17 protein-coding genes and 1 pseudogene are annotated in these 24,045 nt (G+C 71.0%); 7 read left to right on the top strand and 11 right to left on the bottom strand.

The window, feature by feature from the left end; translation table 11 throughout:
• Nucleotides 1–27 precede the first annotated feature (27 nt).
• The 3 genes from FE633_RS09015 to FE633_RS09005 form a co-directional block, all read right to left on the bottom strand.
• A complete protein-coding gene (locus FE633_RS09015; protein ID WP_138044579.1) occupies nt 28–1,293 on the bottom strand; it encodes an NAD(P)/FAD-dependent oxidoreductase in 1,266 nt (421 codons plus the stop codon).
• A 269-nt stretch (nt 1,294–1,562) separates the two neighbouring features.
• Nucleotides 1,563–2,912, bottom strand: a complete 1,350-nt coding sequence (locus tag FE633_RS09010; RefSeq protein WP_138044578.1) for a deoxyguanosinetriphosphate triphosphohydrolase — start codon at nt 2,910–2,912, stop codon at nt 1,563–1,565.
• 95 nt (nt 2,913–3,007) lie between these two features.
• Entirely contained in the window at nt 3,008–3,910 is a 903-nt protein-coding gene (locus FE633_RS09005) for a sirohydrochlorin chelatase (protein ID WP_138044577.1), read from the bottom strand.
• Nucleotides 3,911–4,167: 257 nt separating this feature from the next.
• Between FE633_RS09005 and FE633_RS09000 the strand changes: the two genes are divergently transcribed.
• Nucleotides 4,168–4,875 carry a SanA/YdcF family protein gene (locus FE633_RS09000; protein ID WP_138044576.1) on the top strand — a complete coding sequence of 236 codons (708 nt, stop codon included), beginning with the start codon at nt 4,168–4,170 and terminating at the stop codon, nt 4,873–4,875.
• A 147-nt stretch (nt 4,876–5,022) separates the two neighbouring features.
• Nucleotides 5,023–7,221, top strand: a complete 2,199-nt coding sequence (locus FE633_RS08995) for a molybdopterin oxidoreductase family protein (protein WP_138044575.1) — start codon at nt 5,023–5,025, stop codon at nt 7,219–7,221.
• On the opposite strand, the pseudogene FE633_RS08990 reads toward FE633_RS08995, so the two are convergent.
• Nucleotides 7,218–7,760: pseudogene (locus tag FE633_RS08990) on the bottom strand (CBM35 domain-containing protein); the annotation flags it as partial. The gene FE633_RS08995 and the pseudogene FE633_RS08990 sit on opposite strands and share 4 nt — an antisense overlap.
• A 238-nt stretch (nt 7,761–7,998) precedes the next feature.
• Here FE633_RS08990 and FE633_RS08985 point away from each other — a divergent pair.
• Together FE633_RS08985 and FE633_RS08980 are read left to right on the top strand one after the other, a co-directional pair.
• A complete protein-coding gene (locus tag FE633_RS08985; protein WP_138044695.1) occupies nt 7,999–9,039 on the top strand; it encodes a LacI family DNA-binding transcriptional regulator in 1,041 nt (346 codons plus the stop codon).
• The gene (locus FE633_RS08980) at nt 9,036–11,186 is read left to right on the top strand and encodes a glycoside hydrolase family 36 protein (RefSeq protein ID WP_138044574.1); all 2,151 of its coding nucleotides are present in this window, start codon (nt 9,036–9,038) and stop codon (nt 11,184–11,186) included. Before FE633_RS08985 ends, FE633_RS08980 begins: the two co-directional genes overlap by 4 nt.
• A 348-nt stretch (nt 11,187–11,534) precedes the next feature.
• On the opposite strand, the gene FE633_RS08975 is transcribed toward FE633_RS08980, so the two are convergent.
• From FE633_RS08975 to cutA, 4 genes are all read right to left on the bottom strand, one after another.
• Nucleotides 11,535–12,353 carry an SAM-dependent methyltransferase gene (locus FE633_RS08975; protein WP_138044573.1) on the bottom strand — a complete coding sequence of 273 codons (819 nt, stop codon included), beginning with the start codon at nt 12,351–12,353 and terminating at the stop codon, nt 11,535–11,537.
• A gap of 602 nt (nt 12,354–12,955) precedes the next feature.
• Nucleotides 12,956–14,374 (bottom strand): DUF6056 family protein, encoded by a 1,419-nt coding sequence (locus FE633_RS08965; protein WP_138044572.1) that lies wholly within the window; start codon nt 14,372–14,374, stop codon nt 12,956–12,958.
• Between the two features lie 347 nt (nt 14,375–14,721).
• Entirely contained in the window at nt 14,722–15,138 is a 417-nt protein-coding gene (locus FE633_RS08960) for a gamma-glutamylcyclotransferase family protein (RefSeq protein ID WP_171059867.1), read from the bottom strand.
• Nucleotides 15,135–15,461 carry a divalent-cation tolerance protein CutA gene (gene cutA / locus FE633_RS08955; protein WP_138044570.1) on the bottom strand — a complete coding sequence of 109 codons (327 nt, stop codon included), beginning with the start codon at nt 15,459–15,461 and terminating at the stop codon, nt 15,135–15,137. Before cutA ends, FE633_RS08960 begins: the two co-directional genes overlap by 4 nt.
• Before the next feature lie 320 nt (nt 15,462–15,781).
• Here cutA and FE633_RS08950 point away from each other — a divergent pair, with 320 nt between their 5' ends.
• Nucleotides 15,782–17,377: a M4 family metallopeptidase gene (locus FE633_RS08950; RefSeq protein ID WP_138044569.1), complete on the top strand. Its 1,596-nt coding sequence runs from the start codon at nt 15,782–15,784 to the stop codon at nt 17,375–17,377.
• A gap of 109 nt (nt 17,378–17,486) precedes the next feature.
• On the opposite strand, the gene FE633_RS08945 is transcribed toward FE633_RS08950, so the two are convergent.
• The 3 genes from FE633_RS08945 to FE633_RS08935 all read right to left on the bottom strand — a co-directional run bounded on the left by FE633_RS08945 (nt 17,487) and on the right by FE633_RS08935 (nt 19,153).
• Complete coding sequence (locus FE633_RS08945; RefSeq protein WP_119104065.1) at nt 17,487–17,729, bottom strand: hypothetical protein; 243 nt, start codon at nt 17,727–17,729, stop codon at nt 17,487–17,489.
• Complete coding sequence (locus tag FE633_RS08940; RefSeq protein ID WP_138044568.1) at nt 17,726–17,974, bottom strand: hypothetical protein; 249 nt, start codon at nt 17,972–17,974, stop codon at nt 17,726–17,728. The genes FE633_RS08945 and FE633_RS08940 overlap by 4 nt, the downstream gene beginning before the upstream one ends.
• A 129-nt stretch (nt 17,975–18,103) precedes the next feature.
• A complete protein-coding gene (locus tag FE633_RS08935) occupies nt 18,104–19,153 on the bottom strand; it encodes an LLM class flavin-dependent oxidoreductase (protein ID WP_138044567.1) in 1,050 nt (349 codons plus the stop codon).
• A 335-nt stretch (nt 19,154–19,488) separates the two neighbouring features.
• Here FE633_RS08935 and FE633_RS08930 point away from each other — a divergent pair, with 335 nt between their 5' ends.
• The gene (locus FE633_RS08930) at nt 19,489–21,741 is read left to right on the top strand and encodes a bifunctional glycosyltransferase/CDP-glycerol:glycerophosphate glycerophosphotransferase (protein ID WP_138044566.1); all 2,253 of its coding nucleotides are present in this window, start codon (nt 19,489–19,491) and stop codon (nt 21,739–21,741) included.
• Between the two features lie 22 nt (nt 21,742–21,763).
• Nucleotides 21,764–24,043: a bifunctional glycosyltransferase/CDP-glycerol:glycerophosphate glycerophosphotransferase gene (locus FE633_RS08925; RefSeq protein ID WP_138044565.1), complete on the top strand. Its 2,280-nt coding sequence runs from the start codon at nt 21,764–21,766 to the stop codon at nt 24,041–24,043.
• Nucleotides 24,044–24,045 lie beyond the last annotated feature (2 nt).

The raw sequence follows: 24,045 nt of genomic DNA, 5'->3' as shown, positions 1-24,045 counted from the left end.
GTGGTGTGACAGTCCAGTACGCCGTCGTCAGGGGGCCAGGCTGTCCAGTGGAACGTGCGGGTCCGCCAGCGCCTCCGTGTTCACCTGAGCCTTCGACCGGATCAGCCGCTGGATCGGCTCCGTGACGTCCCACACGTTCACGTTCATCCCGGCGAGGACCCGCCCCTGCTTCAGCCAGAAGGCGATGAACTGCCGCTTGCCCGCGTCTCCCCGGATCACCACCTGGTCGTACGCGCCCGGGGGCGCCCAGCCCGAGTACTCGAGCCCGACGTCGTACTGGTCGGAGAAGAAATAGGGCACCCTGTCGTACGTCAGCTCGCGGCCCAGCATCGCGCGGGCCGCCGCGGGGCCGCCGTTGAGGGCGTTGGCCCAGTGCTCCACACGCAGCCGGACGCCGAAGAGGGCGTGGTGGTAGGCGGCCACGTCGCCGGCCGCGTAGATGTCGGGGTCCGAGGTACGCAGCCGCTCGTCGACCGCGATGCCGCCGCCCTCCGAGCGGTCGACCAGGGTGAGGCCCGCGGCCTCGGCGAGGCCGGTGCGCGGGGCCGCGCCGATCGCGGCGAGCACATCGTGGGCGGGGTGTTCCTCGCCGTCCTCCGTGCGGGCGGCCAGGACCATGCCGTCCTGGCCGGTGATCTCGGCGAGCCGGGTGCCGAAGTGGAAGCGGACGCCCCGCTCGGCGTGCAGTTCGGTGAACATCTGCCCGATCTCGGGGCCGAAGACCCCGTACAGCGGAGTGGGCTGAGGCGCGACGACGGTGACTTCGGCGCCGTACTCGCGGGCCGCGGCGGCGACCTCCAGGCCGATCCAGCCGGCGCCCGCGATGACGATGTGGCCGTTGTCGCGGCCGAGAGCGGCGAGGACGCCCTTGAGGCGCTCGGCGTGCGCGAGGCGGCGCAGGTGGTGCACGCCGGCCAGGCCGGTCCCCGGGATGTCGAGGCGGCGGGGCTCGGCGCCGGTCGCGAGCAGCAGCTTGTCGTAGTGGGCGAGGGTGCCGTCGTCGCCGAAGCGGACCGTCTTCGCGGTCCGGTCGATCGCGTCGACGGTCTGGCCGAGGTGGAGTTCGATGTCGTTGCGCGCGTACCAGGCGGGCTCGTGCACGAAGACGCTGTCGCGCTCCTCCTTGCCGAGCAGGTAGCCCTTGGAGAGGGGCGGGCGCTCGTACGGGTGGTCGCGTTCGTCGCAGATCAGTATCACGCGGCCGGTGAAGCCCTCCGCCCGGAGCGTCTCGGCCGCCTTCGCGCCGGCCAGACCTCCTCCGACGATGACGAATGTCTGATCCGCGTCGACCACGTGATGCCTCCTCATAACAGTGCCGCCACATGTGAGCGTCCCGCACGCAGCGTGATGCGGGAAGAGGGAGTGGCCCGTTCAGGCCACGGAGGGTCACCTTCGTGCGCCCGCTTGCCCCTACGGTGGGTGATTTCGCCCCCGCCGCCCCTACCCAATCCCATCCCCTGGGGCTCCGCCCCAGACCCCGCCAGGGGGCCAGCCCCCTGGACCCCCGCTCCTCAAACGCCGGAGGGGCTGAATTTCAGCGGGGCTAGGCAGAACCCCCCAGCTCAGCCCTCCGTCAACCGCGCGTGCAGCGACCGTGCCGACGCGTCCGTCAGCGAGGCGATCTGGTCGACGATGACACGCTTGCGTGCCCTGTCGTCCGGCGCCTCGTCGAACAGCGCGCGGAACTGCGGGTCCAGCCCCTCCGGCGCGCGAGCGGTGAGCGCCCGGGCCAGCTCCGCGACCACGATCCGCTGGTCGGCGCGCAGCCGCTCCTGCTCGGCGCGCTGCATGACGTACCGGTCGGCGACGGCCTTGAGGACCGCGCACTCCAGGCGCGCACCACTCGGTACGACCAGTTCGGCGGCGTACCGCGTGAGCCGTCCGCTGCCGTACGCCGCCCGTGTCGCCCCCTCGGCGGCCAGGCAGAAGCGGCCGATGAGCTGGCTGGTGGCGTCCTTCAGGCGGGCCTGTGCGACGGCCGATCCGTCGTAGCCGTGCGGCCACCACTCCTGGGCCAGCAGCCTGTCGAGGGCCTCGGCCAGCTCGGCGGGGTCGGTGTCCTCGGGCACGTACCGCCCGATCGCCACCGCGAAGACCGACTGCCGCTCGGGCTCCGCGCGCAGGCAGCCCGGGTCGATGTGGCCCGCGTGCAGGCCGTCCTCGACGTCGTGCACCGAGTACGCCACGTCGTCGGCCCAGTCCATGACCTGGGCCTCGAAGCAGGAGCGGTGGGCGGGGGCGCCTTTGCGGACCCAGTCGAAGACCGGCCGGTCGTCCTCGTAGACCCCGAACTTCGACGACTTGGGGTCGGCGGGGTGGCCGCCGCGCGGCCAGGGGTACTTGGTTGCGGCGTCGAGGGCGGCGCGCGTGAGGTTGAGGCCCACACTGACCAGGTCACCGCCACTCGCCGCGGCGGCGTCCGATGTCGCGGCCGGGGCGCGTACGAAGCGCTTGGGCTCGATGCGGGCCAGCAGCCGCAGCGACTGCGCGTTCCCCTCGAAACCGCCGCAGTCCTCCGCGAACTCGTTCAGCGCCTGCTCGCCGTTGTGCCCGAAGGGCGGGTGTCCCAGGTCGTGCGAGAGGCAGGCCGCCTCGACGAGGTCCGGGTCGCAGCCGAGAGCCGCGCCCAGCTCGCGGCCGACCTGGGCGCACTCGAGGGAGTGGGTCAGCCGCGTACGGGGGCTGGCGTCCCACACCTGACTGCGGGTGCCTGGCGTGACCACCTGGGTCTTGCCCGCGAGGCGGCGCAGCGCGGCGGAGTGCAGCACACGTGCGCGGTCGCGCTGGAAGGCGGTGCGCCCGGGCCGCTTGTCCGGCTCGACGGCCCACCGCTCGACGGCCGTCTCGTCGTACGCGTCGGGCGTGGCATGGTCTTCGTATGCCTGCGGTGCCTTCGGTGCGGTGCCTGCCATGCCCCGACAGTAGACGCAGGCAGCGACAAACGGGACGCGCAGGGCCGGGTCGAGCGGCCTGCTTCAGGCCGTCGGACGGTCATGCCGACATGCCGTCACGCCGAGGCCAGCCGGCGCTCCGGGGCGGACGCGGGGGCGGCGACCGTCTGGTCGTAGCGGTGCAGGACGAGGCGGGCCATCGCCGGGTGGGCGCCGAGCGGGGCCGCGGCGATCCAGGGGGCGGCTTCGGCGCACTCGGTGGCGAAGCGCCCGGGAGCGGTGAAGTACGAGGCGATCGCGACCCGGTCGCGGCCGCGGGCGGCGAGCGCGCGCACCGCGTTCGGGACCGTGGGCGCGGCGGCGGAGGCGTACGCCGGGACGACGGGTACGCCAAGGCGTTCGGCGAGGAGCCGGGCGGTGCGCCGGGTGTCGACGGCCGCGTCGGGGTCCCGGGAGCCGGCGGCGGCGAGTACGACACCGCTGGAGCGGCGGGCGGCCTCGCTCGTCCGGGACCGCCAGCCGGCCTCGACGAGTCGCGCGTACAGCGTCTCCACGAGCAGCGGGTGCGGGCCGAGCGGCGCGGCGACGCGGGTGCGTGCCGCCGAGGCGGCCGCGGCTTCGGGGATGTCCTGCTTGACGTGGTAGCCGCGGCTGAGCAGGAGGGGCACGAGCACGGCTTCGCCGGTGCCGAGGGAGGCGAGCGTGTCGGGCAGCAGGGGTTCGTTCAGCTCGATGTGTCCGAGGTGCACGGGCACCTCGGGGCGCAGCTCGCGGACCTTCTCGATGAGGGCGCGGATGGTGCTCAGGGCCCGGGGGTCACGGCTGCCGTGGCCCACGAGGACGAGCGCGGGCGGTGTGCCGCGCCGCTTGCCGTCGAGTGAGACGAGGCTGAGCTGGCTGCCGAGCTGGCTGGTGATCCGGTTCATGAGTTGCGCCGTACTGTCGAGGTGACCGCCACGGAGCGGCTGGCCGCCGGGGCGGGGCTGGGACTCGTCGTGAAGAGGGTTCGACGCCGTCATGAACCGATGGTGGCGGTACGACGTTGCCGTCCCGTTGCGCGGGAATGACGAGTGTTTTCCGGGGGTTCACGGCGCACTGCCAGGGGTGTGTGAGGTGTTCTGACCTGTACTTACGCCTCCGTGTGTGAGACCCGTCACGTTGTGCGCCGCGAACCGGATCGCCTTGCGCGGCGTCCCTGATGGTCGAATCGCCGAACCGGACGGCGGCCTCGGCCGACCGTCCCGGGGGACGGTGACGTCTACCTGGGGGACACCGCATGCGCCTGCCGCATTTGCCGCACCTGCCGCTGACCGTCCGTCGACCGCGGCTACCGCGCACCCGTGCCGGGCAGCGGCGGGCCGTGCAGGCGCTGATGCTGCTGTGCGTGCTCGCGCTGCTGCCCGCCACCTGGATGTTCACCGTGACGGGTGACCGGCTCCGTACGGCGGCGGACGTGCCGCGCACCGAGGTCGCGGTCGTCTTCGGCGCCGGTCTGTGGCAGGGCGAGCCCTCCCCCTACCTGGCCCACCGCCTCGACACGGCCGCGCGGCTGTATCGCGAGGGCCGTATCGAGGTCGTCCTGGTCACCGGCGACAACAGCCGCGAGGACTACGACGAGCCGGACGCCATGCGTACGTACCTCACGCGACACGGTGTCCCGGACGCCCGCATCGTCAGCGACTACGCGGGCTTCGACACCTGGGACTCCTGCGTCCGCGCCAAGAAGATCTTCGGCGTCGACAAGGCCGTGCTCATCAGCCAGGGCTTCCACATCCGCCGGGCGGTCGCGTTGTGCCAGGAGGCGGGTGTCACCGCGTACGGCGTCGGGGTGGACGCCCGGCACGACGCGACCTGGTACTACGGCGGCGTCCGTGAGCTGATCGCGGCGAACAAGGCGGCACTGGACGCGCTGTTCGAGCCCGACCCCCGGTTCCTCGGGCCGAAGGAACCGGGGGTCGCGGCGGCGCTGGCCGGCGGCCGGTGAACCGGGGCCCGGCCTCGGGCCTGTCCGACGGATCATGCCGGCCCCGGCAGCCCTCACGTCCGCCAGGACCGCGCGAAGAGGTCCCCGTGCCTGCCGCGTAACGGGACGCGTTCCGGTGCGTAACACGTCCGACGCACGCTGAAGGGTATGCAGACCTCCGTTACGCCCACCCACTGTCCCTACTGCGCCCTGCAGTGCGGCATGAACCTGACGCCCGCGCCCGAAGGGGCCGACAGCGTGGTCGAGGTGGTGGAGCGCGCGGACTTCCCCGTGAACCGGGGCGCCCTGTGCGGCAAGGGCCGTACCGCGCCCGCACTGCTCTCCTCCCGGGTCCGGCTCACTTCCCCGCTGGTCCGGAACGCCGGTGTTCTGGAGCCCGCCACCTGGGAGGAAGCCCTCGCCCGGATCGCCGACGGGCTGACCCGCACGCGCGCGGAGCACGGCCCGGACGCGAACGGCGTGTTCGGCGGCGGCGGGCTGACCAACGAGAAGGCCTACACGCTGGGGAAGTTCGCCCGCGTCGTGCTCCGCACCTCGCAGATCGACTACAACGGACGCTTCTGCATGTCGTCCGCGGCCGCCGGCGGCATGAAGGCCTTCGGCCTGGACCGGGGTCTTCCCTTCCCGCTGGAGGACATCCCGAAGACCGGCTGTGTCATCCTCGTCGGCTCGAACCTCGCCGAGACGATGCCGCCCGCGCTCCGCTATCTCACCGAACTCAAGGAGAACGGCGGGAAGCTGGTCGTCATCGACCCCCGCCGGACGCGCACCGCCGAGCAGGCGGATCTGCACCTGGCGCCCCGCCCCGGGACGGATCTCGCCCTGGCCCTCGGGCTGTTGCACCTGGTGGTGGCGGAGGGGCGCACGGACGAGGCGTACATCCAGGAACGTACGAGCGGCTGGGAGGAGGCGCGGGCGGCGGCCATGGCGCACTGGCCGGAGTACGTGGAGCGGATCACCGGCGTGTCCGTGCCCGAACTCCGCGAGACCGTACGGCTGTTCTGCGAGCCGGAGTCCGCGATGGTGCTCACCGCGCGCGGGCCGGAGCAGCAGGCCAAGGGTACGGACACGGTCGGCGCGTGGATCAACCTCTGTCTGGCCACCGGCCGTCCGGGCCGTCCCTTCTCCGGATACGGCTGCCTCACCGGGCAGGGCAACGGGCAGGGTGGCCGTGAACACGGCCAGAAGGCCGACCAGTTGCCCGGCTACCGCAAGCTCGACGACCCGGCGGCCCGCCGCCACGTTGCCGAGGTCTGGGGTGTCGACCCGGACTCGCTGCCGGGGCCGGGGCGCAGCGCGTACGAACTGCTGGACGCCATGGGCACGGACATCCGTTCGCTGCTGCTGATGGGCTCGAACCCGGTGATCTCCGCCCCGCGCGCCGCCCACATCGAGGAGCGCCTGCGTTCCCTGGACTTCCTCGCGGTCGCGGACGTGGTCCTGTCGGAGACGGCCGCCCTCGCGGACGTCGTCCTCCCGGTCACCCAGTGGGCGGAGGAGACGGGCACGACGACGAACCTGGAGGGCCGCGTTCTGCTCCGCCGCCAGGCGATCACGCCCCCGGACGGCGTACGGAGCGACCTCGACGTCCTCCATGAACTCGCCGCCCGCCTGGGCGTGGAGAAGGGCTTCCCGACGGACCCGGAGGAGGTCTTCGAGGAGCTGCGCAGGGCGAGCGCGGGCGGCGCCGCCGACTACTCGGGCATCACCTACCTCCGGCTGGCCGAGGAGAACGGGGTGTTCTGGCCGTGCCCGGCGCCCGGTTTCCCGGAGGGCTCCGCGAACGCCGCGGACGCCCCGCTCTCCGAGGACGCCGAGGACGCCGAGGACTCCGCGTTCGACGTGCTGCCGGACGACCCCGCACGCGACTCCACGGAACGGGCGCACCCCGGTACGCCCCGGCTCTTCCTCGACCGCTTCGCCACCCCCGACGGCCGCGCCCGCTTCGTCGCTGTGACGCACCGGCCCCTCGCCGAGGAGCCCGACGCCGAGTATCCGGTGCTGCTGACCACCGGACGCGTCGTGTCCCAGTACCAGTCGGGCGCCCAGACCCGTCGCGTGGACGAGCTCAACGCCGCCGCCCCCACCTCCTTCGTGGAGCTGCACCCGAGGCTCGCCGAGCGCCTCGGGGCCGCGGACGGGGACTCCCTGGCCGTCGTGTCCCGGCGCGGGCGCGCGGTCGCTCCCGCGCGGATCACCGCCTCCATCCGGCCCGACACCGTCTTCATGCCGTTCCACTGGCCGGGCGAGGGCCGGGCCAACACACTGACCAACCCGGCCCTCGACCCGACCTCACGCATGCCGGAGTTCAAGGCGTGCGCGGTACGCGTGGAGCGCGCCGACTAGCCCAGTACCGGCGCCAGTTCGATCCTGTCGATGTTCGGTGCCCACGCCGAGGCGTTGGCGAAGGTGATCGTGTTCCTGCCCTTCGCCAGTTCGACCGGGACACCGAGCGTCCAGTAGTCGTCCCAGCTCCAGGTGTTCTTGAAGGTCACCTTCCTGGTCACGCCTCCCACCGTGACGTCCGCGGTGCGGGAGACGATGTCCGTGTTGTAGGCGTGGCCGTTGTCGCGGCGGTCGTTGTTGGCGTACGACACGACCAGGACGTAGCGGCCCGCCTTGGGGGCGTCGACCTTGAACTGGGCGGTGCTGCCTGCCGAGTTGCCGAGCCATCCGATGTACGAGCCCGCCGACGCGTAGGACGAGGACTCCAGCGCCGCTCCCCCGGCCAGGGTCGCGTCGGCTCCCTCGTACGCGAGCGTGCCGGACGCCGAACCGGCGCCGGAGACGTCCAGCGAGCGCAGCCCGACCCCCGAACCGGTCGCCGTCACCCGGTTGTTGCCCGCCACCAGGTACAGCCGAAGCGCCTTGCCGGCCGATGCCGTCAATGCATCGGCTCCTGGACTCTTGTGTGAACGGTCACATCAGCGCATGATTCTCCCGCTGTGGCAAGGAGAGTCAACAGCTGTCACAGCAGTAATTCGTGGATAACCGCAACCACTTCCGTCGCACACAGTGAGGTGACCGTTCACATGTGCCGTGCTGTCGACGAGAGGTCGTCGGGGCGATGAGCCGCGGTCGCCGGTTCCGTGAACCATGTTCGTGAACGATGATGAAGGGCTGATGCACACCACTCCGGACGCCGTGGGCGTCACCTCCGTGACCATCCGGGACGTCGCGCGCGCCGCCGGCGTCTCGTACCAGACCGTCTCTCGGGTCATCAACGGCAACGAACGCGTCGCCGACGCCACCCGGCAGCGCGTGATGGCCGCGATCGGCGAGCTCGGATACCGGCCGAACCAGGCGGCACGCGAACTCGCCGGCAAGGCGGTCCGCTCGCTGACCGTGCTCACCTCGGACACTTCGCTGTACGGCAACGCGACAGCGCTGCGCGGGTTGGAGGAGGCCGCGCGTTCGGCCGGGTTCGCGGTGTCCATCAGCGTGCTCGACCGGAACGCGGCACTCGACTCCGAACAGTTGCGGGCCCGGCTGACGCGCCCCGGCGAGCCCGTCGTCGTGATCGCCTTCGACGCGGCCGGGGCACGCGCCCTGGAACTGCTGCCGCCCGATGTGCCGGTGGCGGCGATGGTGGAGCGGCCGCCGGGTGTGGACGCCGATCCCCGGCACGTGTGGCTCGACGACCGGCTGGCGGCAACGCGCGCGACCCGGCACCTGCTCGGCCTGGGGCACCGGACGGTGCACTGTCTCGCGCTGCCGTCGTCCACCGCGCGCAACGCGCAGCGGACGGAGGGGTGGCTGGATGCCTTGCGGGAGGCGGGAGTCGATGTGCCGCCCCCGGTCGAGGGCGGGTGGACGCCGCGCTCCGGATACCTGGCCGCCCGCGGACTGCTCTCCCGGCCGGACGTGACGGCCGTACTGTGCGGCAACGACGATCTCGCGCTCGGGGTGCTCCGGGCGGCACGTGAGGCGGGGCGCCGGGTGCCGGACGAGCTGAGCGTCGTGGGCTTCGACGACACACCCGCGTCCGCGTATCTGGCACCGGCGCTGACCACCGTACGGCTGGACTTCGAGGGGCTCGGCCGTACCTGCTTCGGCCTGCTGCACCGGCTGCTGGATCCGGCGGCAGCCGTGCAGGAGCCGTGCGCGGAGCCGGAGTTGATCATGCGCGAGAGTTCGGGGCCGCATCGTGGGGGGATCGGGTGACGCAGGACCACAGCTATCGGTGGGGCCATTCCGGGCTCACCGTCGAATTCGACCTCGGCGGGGACACGCCCCGGCTGCTCCGGGTGGGGCGACCGGCCGAGCGCGAGTCCGCCCCGGAGGACGTCGTCGGTGCCGCGCTGCCGCTGGCCGACCTGACCCTGGCCGGCGAGGGCACCGGCTGGTCGGGGCCGCGGTTCACGGGGACGGCGCTCGGGCCGCGTCTGAAGTACCGCGCGCACGAGGCGACGTACGACAGGACGCACGACGCGCCGTACGACACGACGTCGACGCACGACACGACGTACGACTTGACGCACGGCGACGGCTGGCACCGTCTGACCGTCGAACTCCACGACCCGGCCAGCGGGTTGGCCGTCTTCGCCGACTACGCCTCGCCCGACGGGGTGCCCGTGCTGCGCTCCCGGGTGCGGCTGCGCAACGACGGCCCCGCGCCGGTCACCGTGCGCTCGGTCGGCAGTCTGCTGCTGGGCGGACTGCCCTCCCCCGACGACCTGCTCGTGTACCGCGCGCGCAACGACTGGCTCGCCGAATGCCGTTGGTACGCCGAGCCGTTGCGGGCCACCGTGCCCGACATCGGCCGGGATTTCCACGAGCACGACAGTCGGGCGGCCGTACGGCTCTCCGGGCGCGGCAGCTGGCCCACCGACGGGCACCTGGCCATGGGCGGGTTCGTCCACCGTACGGACGAGCGCGGCTGGCTGTGGCAGATCGAGTCCGCGGCGAGCTGGTCCTGGGAGGCGGGAGAAGCGGGCCGGCACACGTATCTGGCCTTGAGCGGACCGACGGCGGACGAGCATCGATGGTGTGAAGTCCTGGAACCCGGTGCGGAGTTCAGCGGCGAGTGGGCGGCGCTGGCGCTGGGCACCGGCTTCGACGGAGCGCTGGCCGCGATGACGTCGTACCGCCGTCTCGTCCGGCGCCCGCATCCGGACCACGAGCGGCTGCCCGTCGTCTTCAACGACTACATGAACACGTTGATGGGCGACCCGACCACCGAGAAGCTGCTGCCCCTGATCGACGCGGCGGCCGCGGCCGGTGCGGAGTACTTCTGCGTCGACTCCGGCTGGTACGACGACGACTCCGCGGGCTGGTGGGACAGCGTCGGGGCGTGGCTGCCGTCCTCGGGGCGCTTTCCCGGCGGAGGGATCGGGGCGGTGCTCGACCGTATCCGGTCGCGCGGGATGGTGCCGGGGCTGTGGCTGGAGCCGGAGGTCGTCGGGGTCCGCAGTCCCGTCGCGCGCGAGCTGCCCGACGAGGCGTTCCTGCGCCACGAGGGTGGCATCCGGGTCACCGAACAGGGCCGCCATCAGCTGGACTTGACCCATCCGGCGGCCCGCGCGCACCTGGACAGGACGGTCGACCGGATCGTGGGGGAATGGGGCGTGGGCTATCTGAAGCTCGACTACAACATCACCACGTCCGTGGCGGGGCTGCTCGCCCACTCGCGAGCCTGGCTGTCCTGGCTGTCGTCCGTACTGGACCGCCATCCTTCGCTGGTGATCGAGAACTGTGCGTCCGGGGGGATGCGGATGGACGGCGCGTCCTTGGCCGTCGCCCAGCTGCAGTCCACGTCCGACCAGCAGGACGCGCTGCGCTGTCCGCCGATCGCGGCCGCCGCGCCGACGGCTGTGCCGCCGGAGCAGGGGGCCGTGTGGGCGTACCCGCAGCCGTCGTTCACCGACGAGGAGATCAACTTCACGCTCGGTTCGGCGCTGCTCGGGCGGGTCCATCTGTCCGGTCACCTGGATCGGATGGCGCCGGGGCAGCTCGCGTTGGTGCGGGACGCGGTGTCCACGTACAAGTCGATACGGGGTGACCTGCGGTCGGCTGTACCGTTCTGGCCAGTCGGGCTGCCGGGGTGGACGGACGAGTGGGTGGCACTGGGGTTGCGGACACCAGTCGCCGGGACCACGTACCTGTCGGTCTGGCGCAGGGGCGGCGAGCCTGAACGGACGCTGCGCGTACCGCACTTGGCGGGCCAGGAGGGCGTACGAGTGGAGATCCTGCATCCGGCTGGGGCAGGGGCTGGTGGGGCTGCGGTGGCGTGGGACGGGGCGGCGGTGCGGGTTGTCCTACCTGAGGCCCCGGCGGTCGTGGTGGTCCGCCTGGTCGGGGTTTCGCCCTAGGCCGCCCGGTTGGTGCGCGGGTACGCCCCTTCAGGCGGGTGAGGGGGCGCGCCCCCTCAGGGGCGCGAGGAACTGCGCGACCAGCCACAACCAACCCGCACCCGAAGCACGAACCCCACCCCCCTTCACCCTCCCGCGCGTGGGGCGCGCCCCATTAGGGGCGCGGGGAACTGCGCGACCAGCCACAACCCACCGGCACCCGAAGCACGAACCCACCCACCCCCGCCCCCTCCTGCCCGAGGGCGACCGCGGGCACGGGGGGCCTGGGGGCGCAGCCCCCTGTTTCGGGAAGGGGTGGGTTGGGGAAAGAAAACCCGCCCCACCACCCGCAGCGATTCCGCCACCGCCCTACGGCTTGCGCCCCACGCCGCCCAGGGCGATCACTTCGCCGCCGACGGCGGCGGTAGTCGCGACGTCGGGACGCCAGTCGGCAATGGGGACGACACCGGGCTCCAGCAACTCCAGGCCGTCGAAGAACCCGGCAAGTTGCTGCGGGCTGCGCAAGTAGTAGGGAGCCGCCCCACTCTCGTTGTAGAGCCGCGTGGCTTCGACGTTGGCCGCGTTGGTGTCCACGCTGTCGTTGAACGCGAAGTAGCTCCCGGAGGGCAGCGCCCCCATCAGCGCGGAGACGATGGCCCGCGCCTCGTCGTAGTCGGCGACATGCCCACTGACCTGCATCAGCGTGAGCGCAACCGGCTGTGTGAAGTCCAGCGTCCCGGCCGCTTCCCGCAGCACGGTGCCGGGATCGTGCAGATCCGCGTCGACGTACTCGGTCACCCCCTCACGGGTGCCGGTGAGCAACGCCTTGGCATGGGCCAGGACCAGAGGGTCGTTGTCCACGTACACGATGCGGGCGTCGGGAGCCATCCGCTGGGCGATCTCATGGGTGTTGTCCGCCGTCGGCAGCCCCGTACCGATGTCGAGGAACTGGCGAACCCCGGCCTCACCGGCCAGGTGGCGCACGGCACGGCCGAGGAAGGCCCGCGATCCGCGGGCGAGATCGGTGATGCCGGGGAAGACTTCGCGGAACGCCTCGCCCGCCGCCTCGTCGACCGGGTAGTTGTCCTTGCCCCCCAGCCAATACTTCCAGACCCGGGCCGAATTCGGCACCGCCGAGTCGATCTTCGATAACGCCACTGTGTCAGGGCCGGACGAGTCCCGCGTCACCGGACAGCCTCCTTGTGGGGAACCATGATGTGCCTCAGGCCTACAACGTAGGGTCACCGGCGCTCGATCCGCCTGTACTTGCGGTCGAATCAGGAAGGCACGCATTGGCGGTCACGGGCTTGCGCCTGGCCGATTTTCGCTGCGCCCGGGATGCGGCAGAATCCGCGCATGACCGCCATACGGGACAGACACCGCTCCCCCGGCGTGTGGCGTGCGCCGCTGCGAGTGCTCTGTGTACTCGTCCTCACGGTGGGCGCGGCGGGCACCGCGGCCGGAGTTACGGGCCCGGGCGGGGCAGCCGCGGCGGCGGGCCGCGGCGGCGCGATGTCAGCCCGGAGTACTTCTACGCGTCGCTCCATCCGAAGTCCGCACTCCCGGCTACGCCACGCTGATCGCGGCCGTCACGGGACCGGCCGGCATCCCACTCGCGACCACGCGGATCATCGGCGAGTACGTGGGCCGCATCTACAGCGAGAGCAAGCAGCGACCGCACTACGTCCTGCGCGAGGTCTTCCCACGTCCTCGCGGGGTCCCGGCACCGAGCCATCCGCAGGCTGCGGCGGGCAGCCTGGAATGACGCTCTCAAGGACCTTCCATCCCGCTCAGGGCAGTTCCCAGGTCGGAGTGAGGACCTTCACCCGGTAGTAGCGGGCGGCGCAGGCCTCGGTCCAGTTCGACTTCGGGTTCATGAACGGCTCCGGTATGTCCGCGATGGGCAACGGCCGGTACGGCAGGTTCGTCGCCCCGTTCGCTGCCTGCCGGTGCAGCCAGGCACTCTGCCGGTCCCAGGCGACCGCCCTTTTGCGCATGTCCCAGCTCAGGTCCAGCAGCGGAGGCGCGAGCGCGAAGAAGCCCAGCCCACACAGTGCCAGCAGTCCGGCAAGGACCTGCGTGCGGGTCACCCGGCCGTCCAGGAATCGTGTCCTGGAGCGGATCGTTCGTCCGAGCATCATCCCGATGGCCATGAGGAGCACGACGTAGAAGAGCAGGTAGTTGTTCCTGATCCGGGTGGCCAGGGCGACCTGGTATCCCAACCCGGGCTGGGAGATGACCACAACGCCGAGACTGCAGACCAGGAAGACGACGACGGCCCGGGGAATCCACCAGGAGGCAGGACAGCGCGCGAACACCGGCTCGGCGCCCGGCGCACGGGTGGCGACGGCCCCGGCCACCGCCCCGAGGGCGACCGCTGCCAGGTAGGGGAAGCTGAACAGGCTGTCGGCCGTGGCCAGCAGCCACTCCAGCGGAGCCTTCACCATCGCGGCCGCCGACAGCGGATCGTCCCCGTGCGCCAGGGTCTTGCGCCGGTTCGCCAGCCCCGGCGAGGTCAGTACCACCAGGGCACCGGTCAACAAGCCTACGAGCGCGCACACCGTCCAGCAGCGCGCGAACCGCTGGACACGCTCATGCAGCAGCCGCCGCCGTGCGATCAGCACCGCGACCAGCAGAACGCAGGCGGTCAAGGTGGCCCCCTCGGACAGAGTCCCCACCTCCGCGCCTACGACCAGCGCGTACACCGACGCGGTGCAGCGGCCGACACGACCCCGCGCTGCCAGGGCAGCCCACACGGCGCCGGCAAGCAGGACCGGCGCCAGCGTGTGGACCGTGGCCGCGCCCGGCCAGTAGAGCGTCTTGTACGTGTTCGTCGAGCCCAGCAGAAAGAGCACCGCAGCGGTAACAGCCAACAGCAGCGCCAGGCCCCGGGGACCACGCCAGCCGAGCACCCGCAGCACGCTGCGCGCCAGCCCCCACTGCACCCCGACCGTCACCGCGACGAGCAGCGCTGCGAAAACCTGATGGCCGACGACTCCGGGGGAAAGATAGGCGCCGTACAGGACGGCCGCTGTGACCCTGCCGTTGTCAAAGTTGTAGAAGCCGGGCAGGAGGCCGAGTACGCCGCCACCGGCCTCCTCCAGCCGCGGAAACAAGCACCACTCGTCGGCCGCAGGTCGCGTGTGAATCCCGTTCCAGGCGGCGAAGGCCAGCATCCCCAGCCCGCACAGTGCGAGCGTTGGCACCACCAGCCCCAGCCACCTGTCGATCGTGCCATGTCCCGGCGCTTGCTTCTGCCGGGGAAGCAGGTGTCTGCGCCTGGGCACAGCCGGGGCTGCACCGGGCTCGGGCTGCGACACGGTCACGAATTCGGAAGGCTCCACGCAGTGACAACGCGGAATGAATCCACTTGGGTCGCTCCGGCACCGCAATTAGCCCGAATCACGCGCTCGTCACCCGGGTGGCATCGGCGAGTTGGGCCGGCAGAACCAGTCCGCGCCACCGGGGCACGACTCCCAACCCACCGAGTACGACTCCCAACCCATCGACGCTTCGGGCCCGAGGGCAACCTGCGGCAGAGGGGACACCCGCGCCCTCAGACGCCCCGCAGCCGCCAGTCCCCGCCCTCGATCAGCTTGCCGCGAGTCCGCAGACGCGCGGCGACGGCGGGCGCGGCCACGTACACCCAGGCTTGGACGCGCGTGCCGTCCGCACGGGCCACGTCCCGGGCCACGCGCTCGTAGACGTTGCCGGGATCGCCCGCCGCATAGTCCTCCAACCGGTCCAGAGCGGCGAGGAGCGGACCGTACTGCTCCGGCACGGCGGTGACCAGCTCCCCGCACACCACACCACCGGGCTCCTCGACGGCGTACGGATAGCCGGGCCCCTCGTACAGCACGGCACCCGAGAGCCGCCCCGGCACCTCGGACTCGGTGCGGCCGAGCAGGAAGAGGTCGTGGTTGTGCTCGCCGGGGCGCAGGGTGCCGTACACGAAGAAGGGCAGCTGCCTCACCCGGCCGTCTCCCGCTCCAGCCACTCCAGATACTTCCGGCTCCCCCGCTGCACCGGAGTGGCGATGATCTCCGGTGTCTCGTAGTCGTGCGCCTGGCGCAGATACGCCTCCAGCTCCGCGTACCGCGTCCCCGTCGTCTTGAACGACACCTGCCATTCGGACGCGGTCTCGATCTCCCCCTTCCAGCGGTAGACGGACGTGACCGGCCCGGAGATCTGCGCACAGGCGGCAACACGCGCCGCGATCGCGCCGCGCGCGAGTGCCTCCGCCTTCTCCGGGGCGTCGGTCGTGGTCAGGACGGTGAGCCAATCGGTCACGGTCATGATCGATCTCCTTTCCAGGCCTTTGCAGAAACGATTCTCACCCCTCACATAACCCACCGGTAACCGCTATGGACATGACATGTCATGGCCCCCTAAAACTGAGCGGACGCCGCCCCCTCCCCAGGCATGCCACCCCCACGCCCCACGCATGCCCCCCACCCGCTCCCCCACGCGTTCCGCGCGTCGTCCCGAGGAGATCGATGAGTCGGATTCGGATACGGCAGCAAGTTCCAGGCATCCGAGGTACCGGAAGTCTCCGCGGTAGCGGAGGTTTCCGCGGTACCGGAGGTTTCCGAGGCCCGCACCTCGCCACCGTCGGCATGTCCGCGGCGGCCATCACCCTGCTGGCGGGCGCACTGGCCCCGCCCGCGGTGACGGCCGACAGGCCGACCAGGACCACCGCCATCGACAACGCGGCGTCGGCGCTGCTGGACCAGGCCGCGCGCCTGGGTCTCACCTCCGCACAGGGGACGAAGGTCCGTGACGTGATCGTCGACGCGGACGGCGGCCAGCATGTGCGCTACGACCGTACGTTCCGTCAACTCCCTGTCCTGGGCGGCGACTTCGTCGTCCATCTGTCCCCCGACGGCGCCTACCGAGGCGCGAACCGTGCCACCTCCGCCGACCTCTCCGTGCCGTCCGTCGAGCCGGACCTCTCCGCCCCGAAGGCCGCCGACCTGGCCGCCGCCGCGCTGCGCACCGCGAACCTCGGCGAGACGCTCCGCAAGGTCACCGCCAAGCCCCAGCTGGTGATCGACGCTCTCCACGGCTCCCCCAAGCTGGCCTGGCGCACCGAGGCCGCCGGCCAGGACTCGCTCGGCAACCCGGTCGCCCGCGTCCTCCTCACCGACGCCGTCACCGGCCGGCAGATCGACGCCTGGGACAGCATCGAGACGGCCACCGGCGACGGCCAGTCCCTCTACAGCGGCAAGGTCCCGCTGGAGACGACGCCCACGGGGTCGGAGTACAAGCTCACCGACCCCACCCGCGGCAACACCTACACCGGTGACGCCCAGAACAAGACCGACCGCTGTGTCCTCGTCGTCTGCGTGAACCGCGCCCCCGCCACCGTCTTCACGGACGCCGACAACCACTGGGGCAGCGGGACGGCTTCGGACCGCGCCACGGCCGCGGTCGACGCGCAGTACGGCACCGACGCCACCTGGGACTACTACGAGAAGGTCCACGGCCGCCGCGGCATCGCCGGCGACGGCAAGGGCTCGTACAACCGCGTGCACTACGGCAGCAAGTACAACAACGCCTTCTGGGACGACAGTTGCTTCTGCATGACGTACGGCGACGGTGACGGCACGACCTTCGGCCCGCTGGTGTCGCTGGACGTGGCGGGCCACGAGATGTCGCACGGCGTCACGTCCAAGACGGCCGCCCTGACGTACTCGGGCGAGCCCGGCGGCCTCAACGAGGCGACGTCCGACATCTTCGGCACGCTGGTCGAGTTCCACGCCGGCAACTCCTCCGATCCCGGCGACTGGCTGATCGGCGAGAAGATCGTGAAGCCCGGCTTCGGCCGCTCCGCCCTCCGCTACATGGACCAGCCCTCCAAGGACGGCAAGTCGGCGGACTGCTGGAACTCATTGGTCGGGACCATGGACGTGCACTACTCGTCCGGCGTCGCGAACCACTTCGCCTACCTCCTCGCGGAAGGCAGCGGCCCCAAGAGCATCGGCGGCGTCCAGCACAACGGCACCACCTGCAACGGCGCGACGGTGACGGGAATCGGCAAGAGCAAGCTGGGCGCCATCTGGTACCGCGCCCTGACCGTCTACATGACGTCCTCGACGACGTACGCGGGCGCCCGCACGGCCACGCTGAACGCGGCGAAGGACCTGTACGGGGCGGGGAGCACGGAGTACGACGCGGTGGCGGCGGCATGGAGCGCCGTGTCCGTGAACTGACCTCCGCTGTTCCTCAGGTCTCTCGTCAGCGTCCTCTCCGTCCTCTTCCTGGTGCGGCCGCCCCGGACTTGCTCGCGTCCGGGGCGGCCGTCCTGTATCCGCCCCTCCCTCACAGCCCGGGAATGAGCCGGACCACGGTCACGGTCAGCACGGAACCGGAGACGTAATACAGCACGATGGCGCCGACGACGGTCGCCTCACGGCGGTCGCGCTCGCCACGGACGGCGGTCGAACCGTGCCCGTACGGATCGCGGCCGACCGTCTGTGCCATCGCCTCTCTGAACGCCTCGTCGTTCCACATCTTGGCCAGGGTGTCGTCGGCGGGCGGCGCGTAACTGATGCGGTGGCTCAAGCGACGCCCCGCCTCTCGGCCTCGTCCGCCGCGAGCCGCTCCAGCAGCGCCTCGGCCTCCGGGTCGGGGACGGCTTCCATCATCCAGTGCCGCATGACGGCGTGGATGTCATGCACCCCGGCCGCGTTGATGGCCCGGTCGAACTCCTCTTGTCGTTCCTCCGGGAGGGCGGCGCGGATCTCGGGGATGCTGTTGGGCACCTCGACCTCGGCGCCGCCCACGAAGGTCTTGAGCGGTTCGGCCATGCGTCGTGCCTCCTCAAGGGGCGGTGTTCAGACTCGGGTCGTCGCCGGACGACGCCCCGCACCGCTCGCCCCACAGCGGTGCGGGGCAGACGCCCTCACCCGATAAGGCGAACCGAGCCTAATAAGAGTTCACGCGAACGCCGGCATGATCCCGTCATGGATCAGGCGGAGCTGTGTGTTCACGTCGGCCACGCCCGGGAGGTCGCGGCCGGTGAAGGCCTTGACGAGAGAGCGGTCGGTGATGGCGCAGATCATATGGTTCACGCCGGCGGGAGCGATCTCCCGCTGGATCTTCTCCCGGCACTCCTCCGGCGTACCCGCTATGGAGAGGCGCTCGGCTATGTCCGGCGTCGTCAGCTCGATGCCCCGGGCCAGATCACCGGCGGCGATGGCGTCGATGATCGGCTTGAGTTCGCGGGGGTCCACGCCGTTGCGGAGCAGTTGTTCCTCGGGCATCGAGGAGGCGTAGATGCCGACCATGCTGCGCGCCGCGTCCTTAGCGGCCGCGGAGTCGGGTCCGGTCGCGAAGACGACCCACGCCCCGATGTCCAGGGTCCGCCAGTCCTTGCCCGCACGCTCGGCTCCGATCTGGATGTGCCGCACCGCGTATTCGTAGGCCTCGCGCGTGTAGCTCAGCGCGTGGTGACATCCGTCGGACAGCTCGCCGGCCGCTTCGAAGGACTTCGGCCCGCGCATCGCCCCGAGCATCAGCGGCACCCGGCTCTGGACCGGCCGGGCGAAGGTGAACAGCCCGTCGTACGAGTAGAACTCGCCGTCGTACGAGATGGTCCCCTCGTCCAGCAGGGTGCGCGCCACATGCAGCGCCTCCTTGACCCGGGACAGCGGCCGCGTACGCGCCCAGTCGATTTTGTACTGGGCCAGCAGCCCGAAGTTGCCGCTGGACAGCACACCCTCCGCGCGTCCGCCGGACAATTCGTCGAGCGTGGCCAGGGACTGGGCGATCAGTGTCGGCTCGCGCAGCGTCACCGGGGAGACGCTCGGGCCCATGCGGATCCGGCTGGTCTGGCCGGCGGCCGCCGCGAAGAGGAGCCACAAGTCCTTGTGCCAGGTCTCATCGGCGGCGTAGCAGGCGTGGAAGCCGAGTTCGTCGGCCAGCCGGATGGACGCCAGTGACTCCGTTAGAGGGTAGTCGGGCAGCATGGCGTAGCTGAACTTCACGGGTGACACCTTTCGCATGACGAAGACGGTCCGAGGCACATATGAGCAGTGCTCCTGTCCCGTACGAGCATGTGGACCGCGACGCTCAACTGTCCAGCTTTTTCAGGCGTGTTGCCGTCCTTTTGCGGCCGACGCGGCACGCTGTGAACGGTCGCACGGAGCGGGCGCCCGGGACCCGGGATCCTCCTCGCCCTGACCCGTATGGCCCCGTCCCTTCCCGGCCCTTTCCGTCCACTTCCGTCCACGGAGGTCCCTCTTATGCCACATACCGCGTAACCAGTAAGTGCATTGATCGTTTCCGGGTCAACATGCCGTTGACGACCCCTGGATGCGCATTGCCACGGTTCAGCGTGATTGTCCCCGCATACAAGGTGCAGGCATATCTGCACGAATGCCTTGAATCCGTGCTGGAGCAGTCCTGCACGGATCTCGAACTGATCGCAATCGACGACTGCTCACCGGACGGCAGCGGAAGGATCATCGACGAGTTCGCGGCTCGCGATCAGCGGGTGCACGCCGTTCATCTGACGCGGAACGTAGGCCTCGGCCCGGCCCGCAACGCGGGCCTCGAACGCGCCACCGGCGAGTACGTGATCTTCCTCGACAGTGACGACTCGCTCACCCCCGACGCGCTGCACGCCATCTCGGAGCGGCTCAAGAACACGGACAGTCCCGATGTCCTGGTCTACGGCCACGTACGGACGGACTGGACCGGAAGGACGACCCCCGACCGTTTCGCGGCCCATCTCGCCGAGGACGGTCCCGCGTCATTCACCCTGGAGGACCGGCCGGATCTGTTGAGGGTCCTGCACGTCGCCTGGAACAAGGCATACCGCCGTGAGTTCCTGCGGCGCGTGGGCTTCACCTTCGCGCCCGGCTACTACGAGGACGTCTCCTGGACCTATCCGGTGCTGGTGACCGCGGAGTCGATCGCGGTGCTCGACCGCGTCTGCGTGCGCTACCGCAAGCGCAGACGGGGTGCGATCACCTGCTCCCCCGGCCGCAGGCACTTCGAGATCTTCGGGCAGTACGACCGGGTCTTCACCCATCTGGACGCCCACCCCGAACTGGCGCGCTGGCGGCCCTTCTTCTTCCGCCGGATGATCGACCACTTCAGCACGGTGTTCCTGGCGCGCGACCGGCTGCCGCGTGGCAGCCGCGCCGCGTTTCTGCGCCAGGCCCGCGCCTACTGCCACCGCTACCGCTCCCCCGGCGCCCCACCCCGCGCGCGCACCAGAATCCGGCACGCCCTGGTCCGCATGGGCGCGCACCGTACCTACCGCGCCCTCGCCTTGGCAGGGAACCTCCAGCGCCGCGTCCGCCGCTTCACCGGCGCCACGCTCCACGCCATCAGGGGAGCCGCGCTCCAAGCCCACTACCGCGTCCAGCGGCTCCTTCCGCTGCGTGCGCAGGATGCCGTGTTCTCCGCCTACTGGGGCCGCGGCTACGGCTGCAACCCGGCGGCGATCGAGAAGAAGGCCCGGGAGCTGGCCCCGGGAATCCGCACCGCCTGGATCGCCCACCCGACGCACCATCACACGGTCCCGCCGGGCACCCGTCGCCTCACGCCCGGCACGGCCGCCTACTGGACGGCGCTGGCCCGGTCCAAGTACCTGGTCAACAACGTCAACTTCGACCGCAGACTGGTCAAGCGCCGGGGCCAGGTGTTCGTGCAGACCCAGCACGGCACCCCGCTCAAACGCATGGGTCTCGATCTGCTCGACCGGCCGGCGGCGGTCGGCGACACCGACGTCAGGCGCATGCTCGCCAACTGCGACAAGTGGGACTACGTCCTGTCCGCGAACCGCCACTCCACGCTCGTCTGGGAACGGGTCTACCCCGCCGCCTACACCACGCTGGAGTACGGCTATCCGCGCAACGACATCTATCATCGCGCGACCGCCAAGGACGTGGCCCGGCTGCGAGAAAACCTGGGCATCCCCCCCGATTCGATCGTGATCCTGTACGCCCCCACGCACCGCGACTACCGCCGCACCCAGCGCCACTCCCTCGACCTCGAGCGCATGCTGCGCGCGCTCGGCCCGAACTTCACGGTGCTGACCCGTGCCCACCACTTCTACGACTCCGCGCTCGCGGACGAGGGTTCGTCCCGGCTGATCGACGTCTCGGACCATCCCAGCGTCGAGTTCCTCTGTCTGGCGAGCGACGTGCTGGTCACGGACTACTCCTCACTGATGTTCGACTACGCGAACCTGGACCGCCCGATCGTCGTGTACGCCGACGACTGGGAGGCCTACGACGCGGCCCGCGGCACCTACTTCGACGTCCGCAGCTTCCCTCCCGGCGCCGTCGCCACCGGCGAGGACGAGCTGATCGACGTCTTCGCGACCGGTGAGTGGTGCGGCCCGCGCTCCGCCGAGCGGCGCGCCGCGTTCCGCGAACGCTTCTGCCCGTACGACGACGGGCGCGCCGCCGAGCGGGTCGTACGGCATGTCCTTCTCGGTGAGACGGGGGGTCTGCCGTCCGTCGTGCCGTTGGAGGAGCGGCAGCCGGCGGCGGCTCCCGCGACACCCGGACCGCGGCAGGAGTCGGAGGTTGTGGCGACTCTGCCCACCAGCGCCGCCTGAACGCCCATCAAGGGAGAAAGCTTTGCCTCGCTTCAGCGTTGTCGTTCCTGCCCACGAGGTCCATGGGCGGCTGGCCGACTGTCTCGACTCGGTGCTCGGCCAGAGCTTCACCGATGTCGAGCTGATCGCGGTCGTCAGCGCCCCGGAGGGCCTGTGCGCCTCGATCGTGGCCGCACACGAGCAACGCGATCCGCGGGTCAAGGTGGTGCGCGCGCCTGCGGACGGGGACACCTTCCGCCCGGGCGCAGCCGGGTGCGCGCGGGGCCTGCCGGCCGCACGCAACGCGGGAATCACCGTCGCCGAGGGCGAGTTCCTGCTCTTCCTCGACGGCGACGACACCCTGGTACCCGGCGCACTGGAGGTCCTCGACGCCCGGCTCACCGAGACCGGCGAGCCGGATCTGCTGCTCTTCGACCATGAGCCCGTGCACTGGTTCCACGGCGGCCAGGGGGCGGCGCTTCGGCGGCTGTGGAAGGACGCGCCGGCCGGAGCCTTCGCACTTGAGCAGCATCCCGCGCTGCCCGACGTGCTGGTGCCCGCGTGGAGCGGCGCCTACCGGCGCGCCTTCCTGGAACGGCACGACATGGCCTTCTCGCCCGGCATGTTCACCGACACGGCGTGGAGCGTGCTCACCGCACTGCGGGCCGACCGGATCGCCGTGCTCGACCGGATCTGCGTACGCCATCTGCTGCGCCGTCAGGGCAGCCGGAACCACCTTCAGGGCCCCCACCACCTGGACCTGCTCGACCAGTTCGACCTGGTCATGCGGCGGACCGTGGAACTGACCGCGTCCCGGGAACTCCTCGACAGGATCTTCGACCAGCTGGTGTGCGAAGTACTCAGGACGGCGGTATCCCCGTGCCGGCTGCCGGGCGTGGCGCTGCGACGACGGTACTTCCGGCGGGCGGGCCGCCTCTACCGCCGGCACCGGCCCTCAGGTCATCGACGGCCCGGCGGCAGCATGGGGCTGCAGCACACCCTCCTGGCCTCCGGCTCGTATCCGGCGTTCTGCGCCCTGCGCGGAGCGAAGCAGCTGCCGCGCAGGGCGGCACGGCCCGTCATGAAGAATCTCCGGCGGCTGCGGCGACTGCGGAAGCGGGTCGGCCATCCGTACAAGAACTTCCTCAGACAGCCGATCGACGAGAACCTCGCCGTCTTCTCCTCGTACTGGGGCCGCGGCTACACCTGCAACCCCGCCGCCGTGCACGCGGCGGCGCGGCGCCTGGCCCCGCACATCAAGTCGGTCTTTCTGGTGACCGAGGACCACGCGCGGCGGATGCCGGACGACGTGGAGAGCGTCGTGATCGGCAGCGACCGCTACTGGGAGGTGATGGCCACCGCCAAGTACACCTTCAACAACGTCAACTTCGCGATGTCGGTCAAGAAGCGACCCGGCACGATCCATGTGCAGACCCAGCACGGCACCCCGCTCAAGCGCATGGGCGTGGACCAGGTGGAGTTCCCGGCTGCCGCGGCCGCCGCCGGGAACCTCGGCAAGCTGCTCGATCGTGTGGACCGCTGGGACTTCAACATCTCCTCGAACCACCACTCCACCGAGGTCTGGGAGCGGGCGTATCCGGGCGCGTACGAGAGTCTCGACGTCGGCTATCCGCGCAACGACGTGTTCTACACCTCGACGACCGAGGACGTGGCCGCGATCCGGAAGCGCCTCGGCATCCCCGAGGACCGGATCGCCGTGCTGTACGCGCCGACCCACCGCGACTACCGCACGGACTTCGTCCCTCACCTGGACCTCGCCGCGTTCTGTGCCTCGCTCGGCGAGGAGTTCGTGGTGCTCCTGCGGGCCCACCACTTCTACGAGGGGTCCACGGGCCTGGACGGGATCCTGCGCTCCGGCGCGCTGATCGACGTGACGGAGCACCGCTCGGCCGAGGAGGTGTGCCTGGCCGCCGACGCGCTGATCACGGACTACTCGTCGATCATGTTCGACTACGCCAACCTCGACCGGCCCATCGTCGTGTACGCCGACGACTGGGAGGCCTACCGGGAGACCCGCGGCGTCTACTTCGACCTGCTCGCCGAGCCGCCGGGCGCGGTGGCCCGTACCCAGGACGAGCTGACGCGGATCTTCCGTGACGGTGAGTGGGAGGGCGAGCGGGCGGGGGAGCTGCGGAGCGCGTTCCGCGAGCGGTTCTGCGCGTTCGACGACGGCCGGGCGGCGGAACGTGTGGTGCGCCGGGTGCTGCTCGGCGAGCCGGCCAAGGCCCTGCCGCCCGTCATTCCGCTGCACGAACGCGTCCCGGCCCCCTCTGCCCGCCGAGTCGCACCTGCGCGAACCTGACC

Origin of the sequence: Streptomyces montanus (genome assembly GCF_005786655.1) — a bacterium.
GTDB lineage: Bacteria > Actinomycetota > Actinomycetes > Streptomycetales > Streptomycetaceae > Streptomyces > Streptomyces sporangiiformans.
This window is presented reverse-complemented; position numbering and strand designations above follow the sequence as displayed.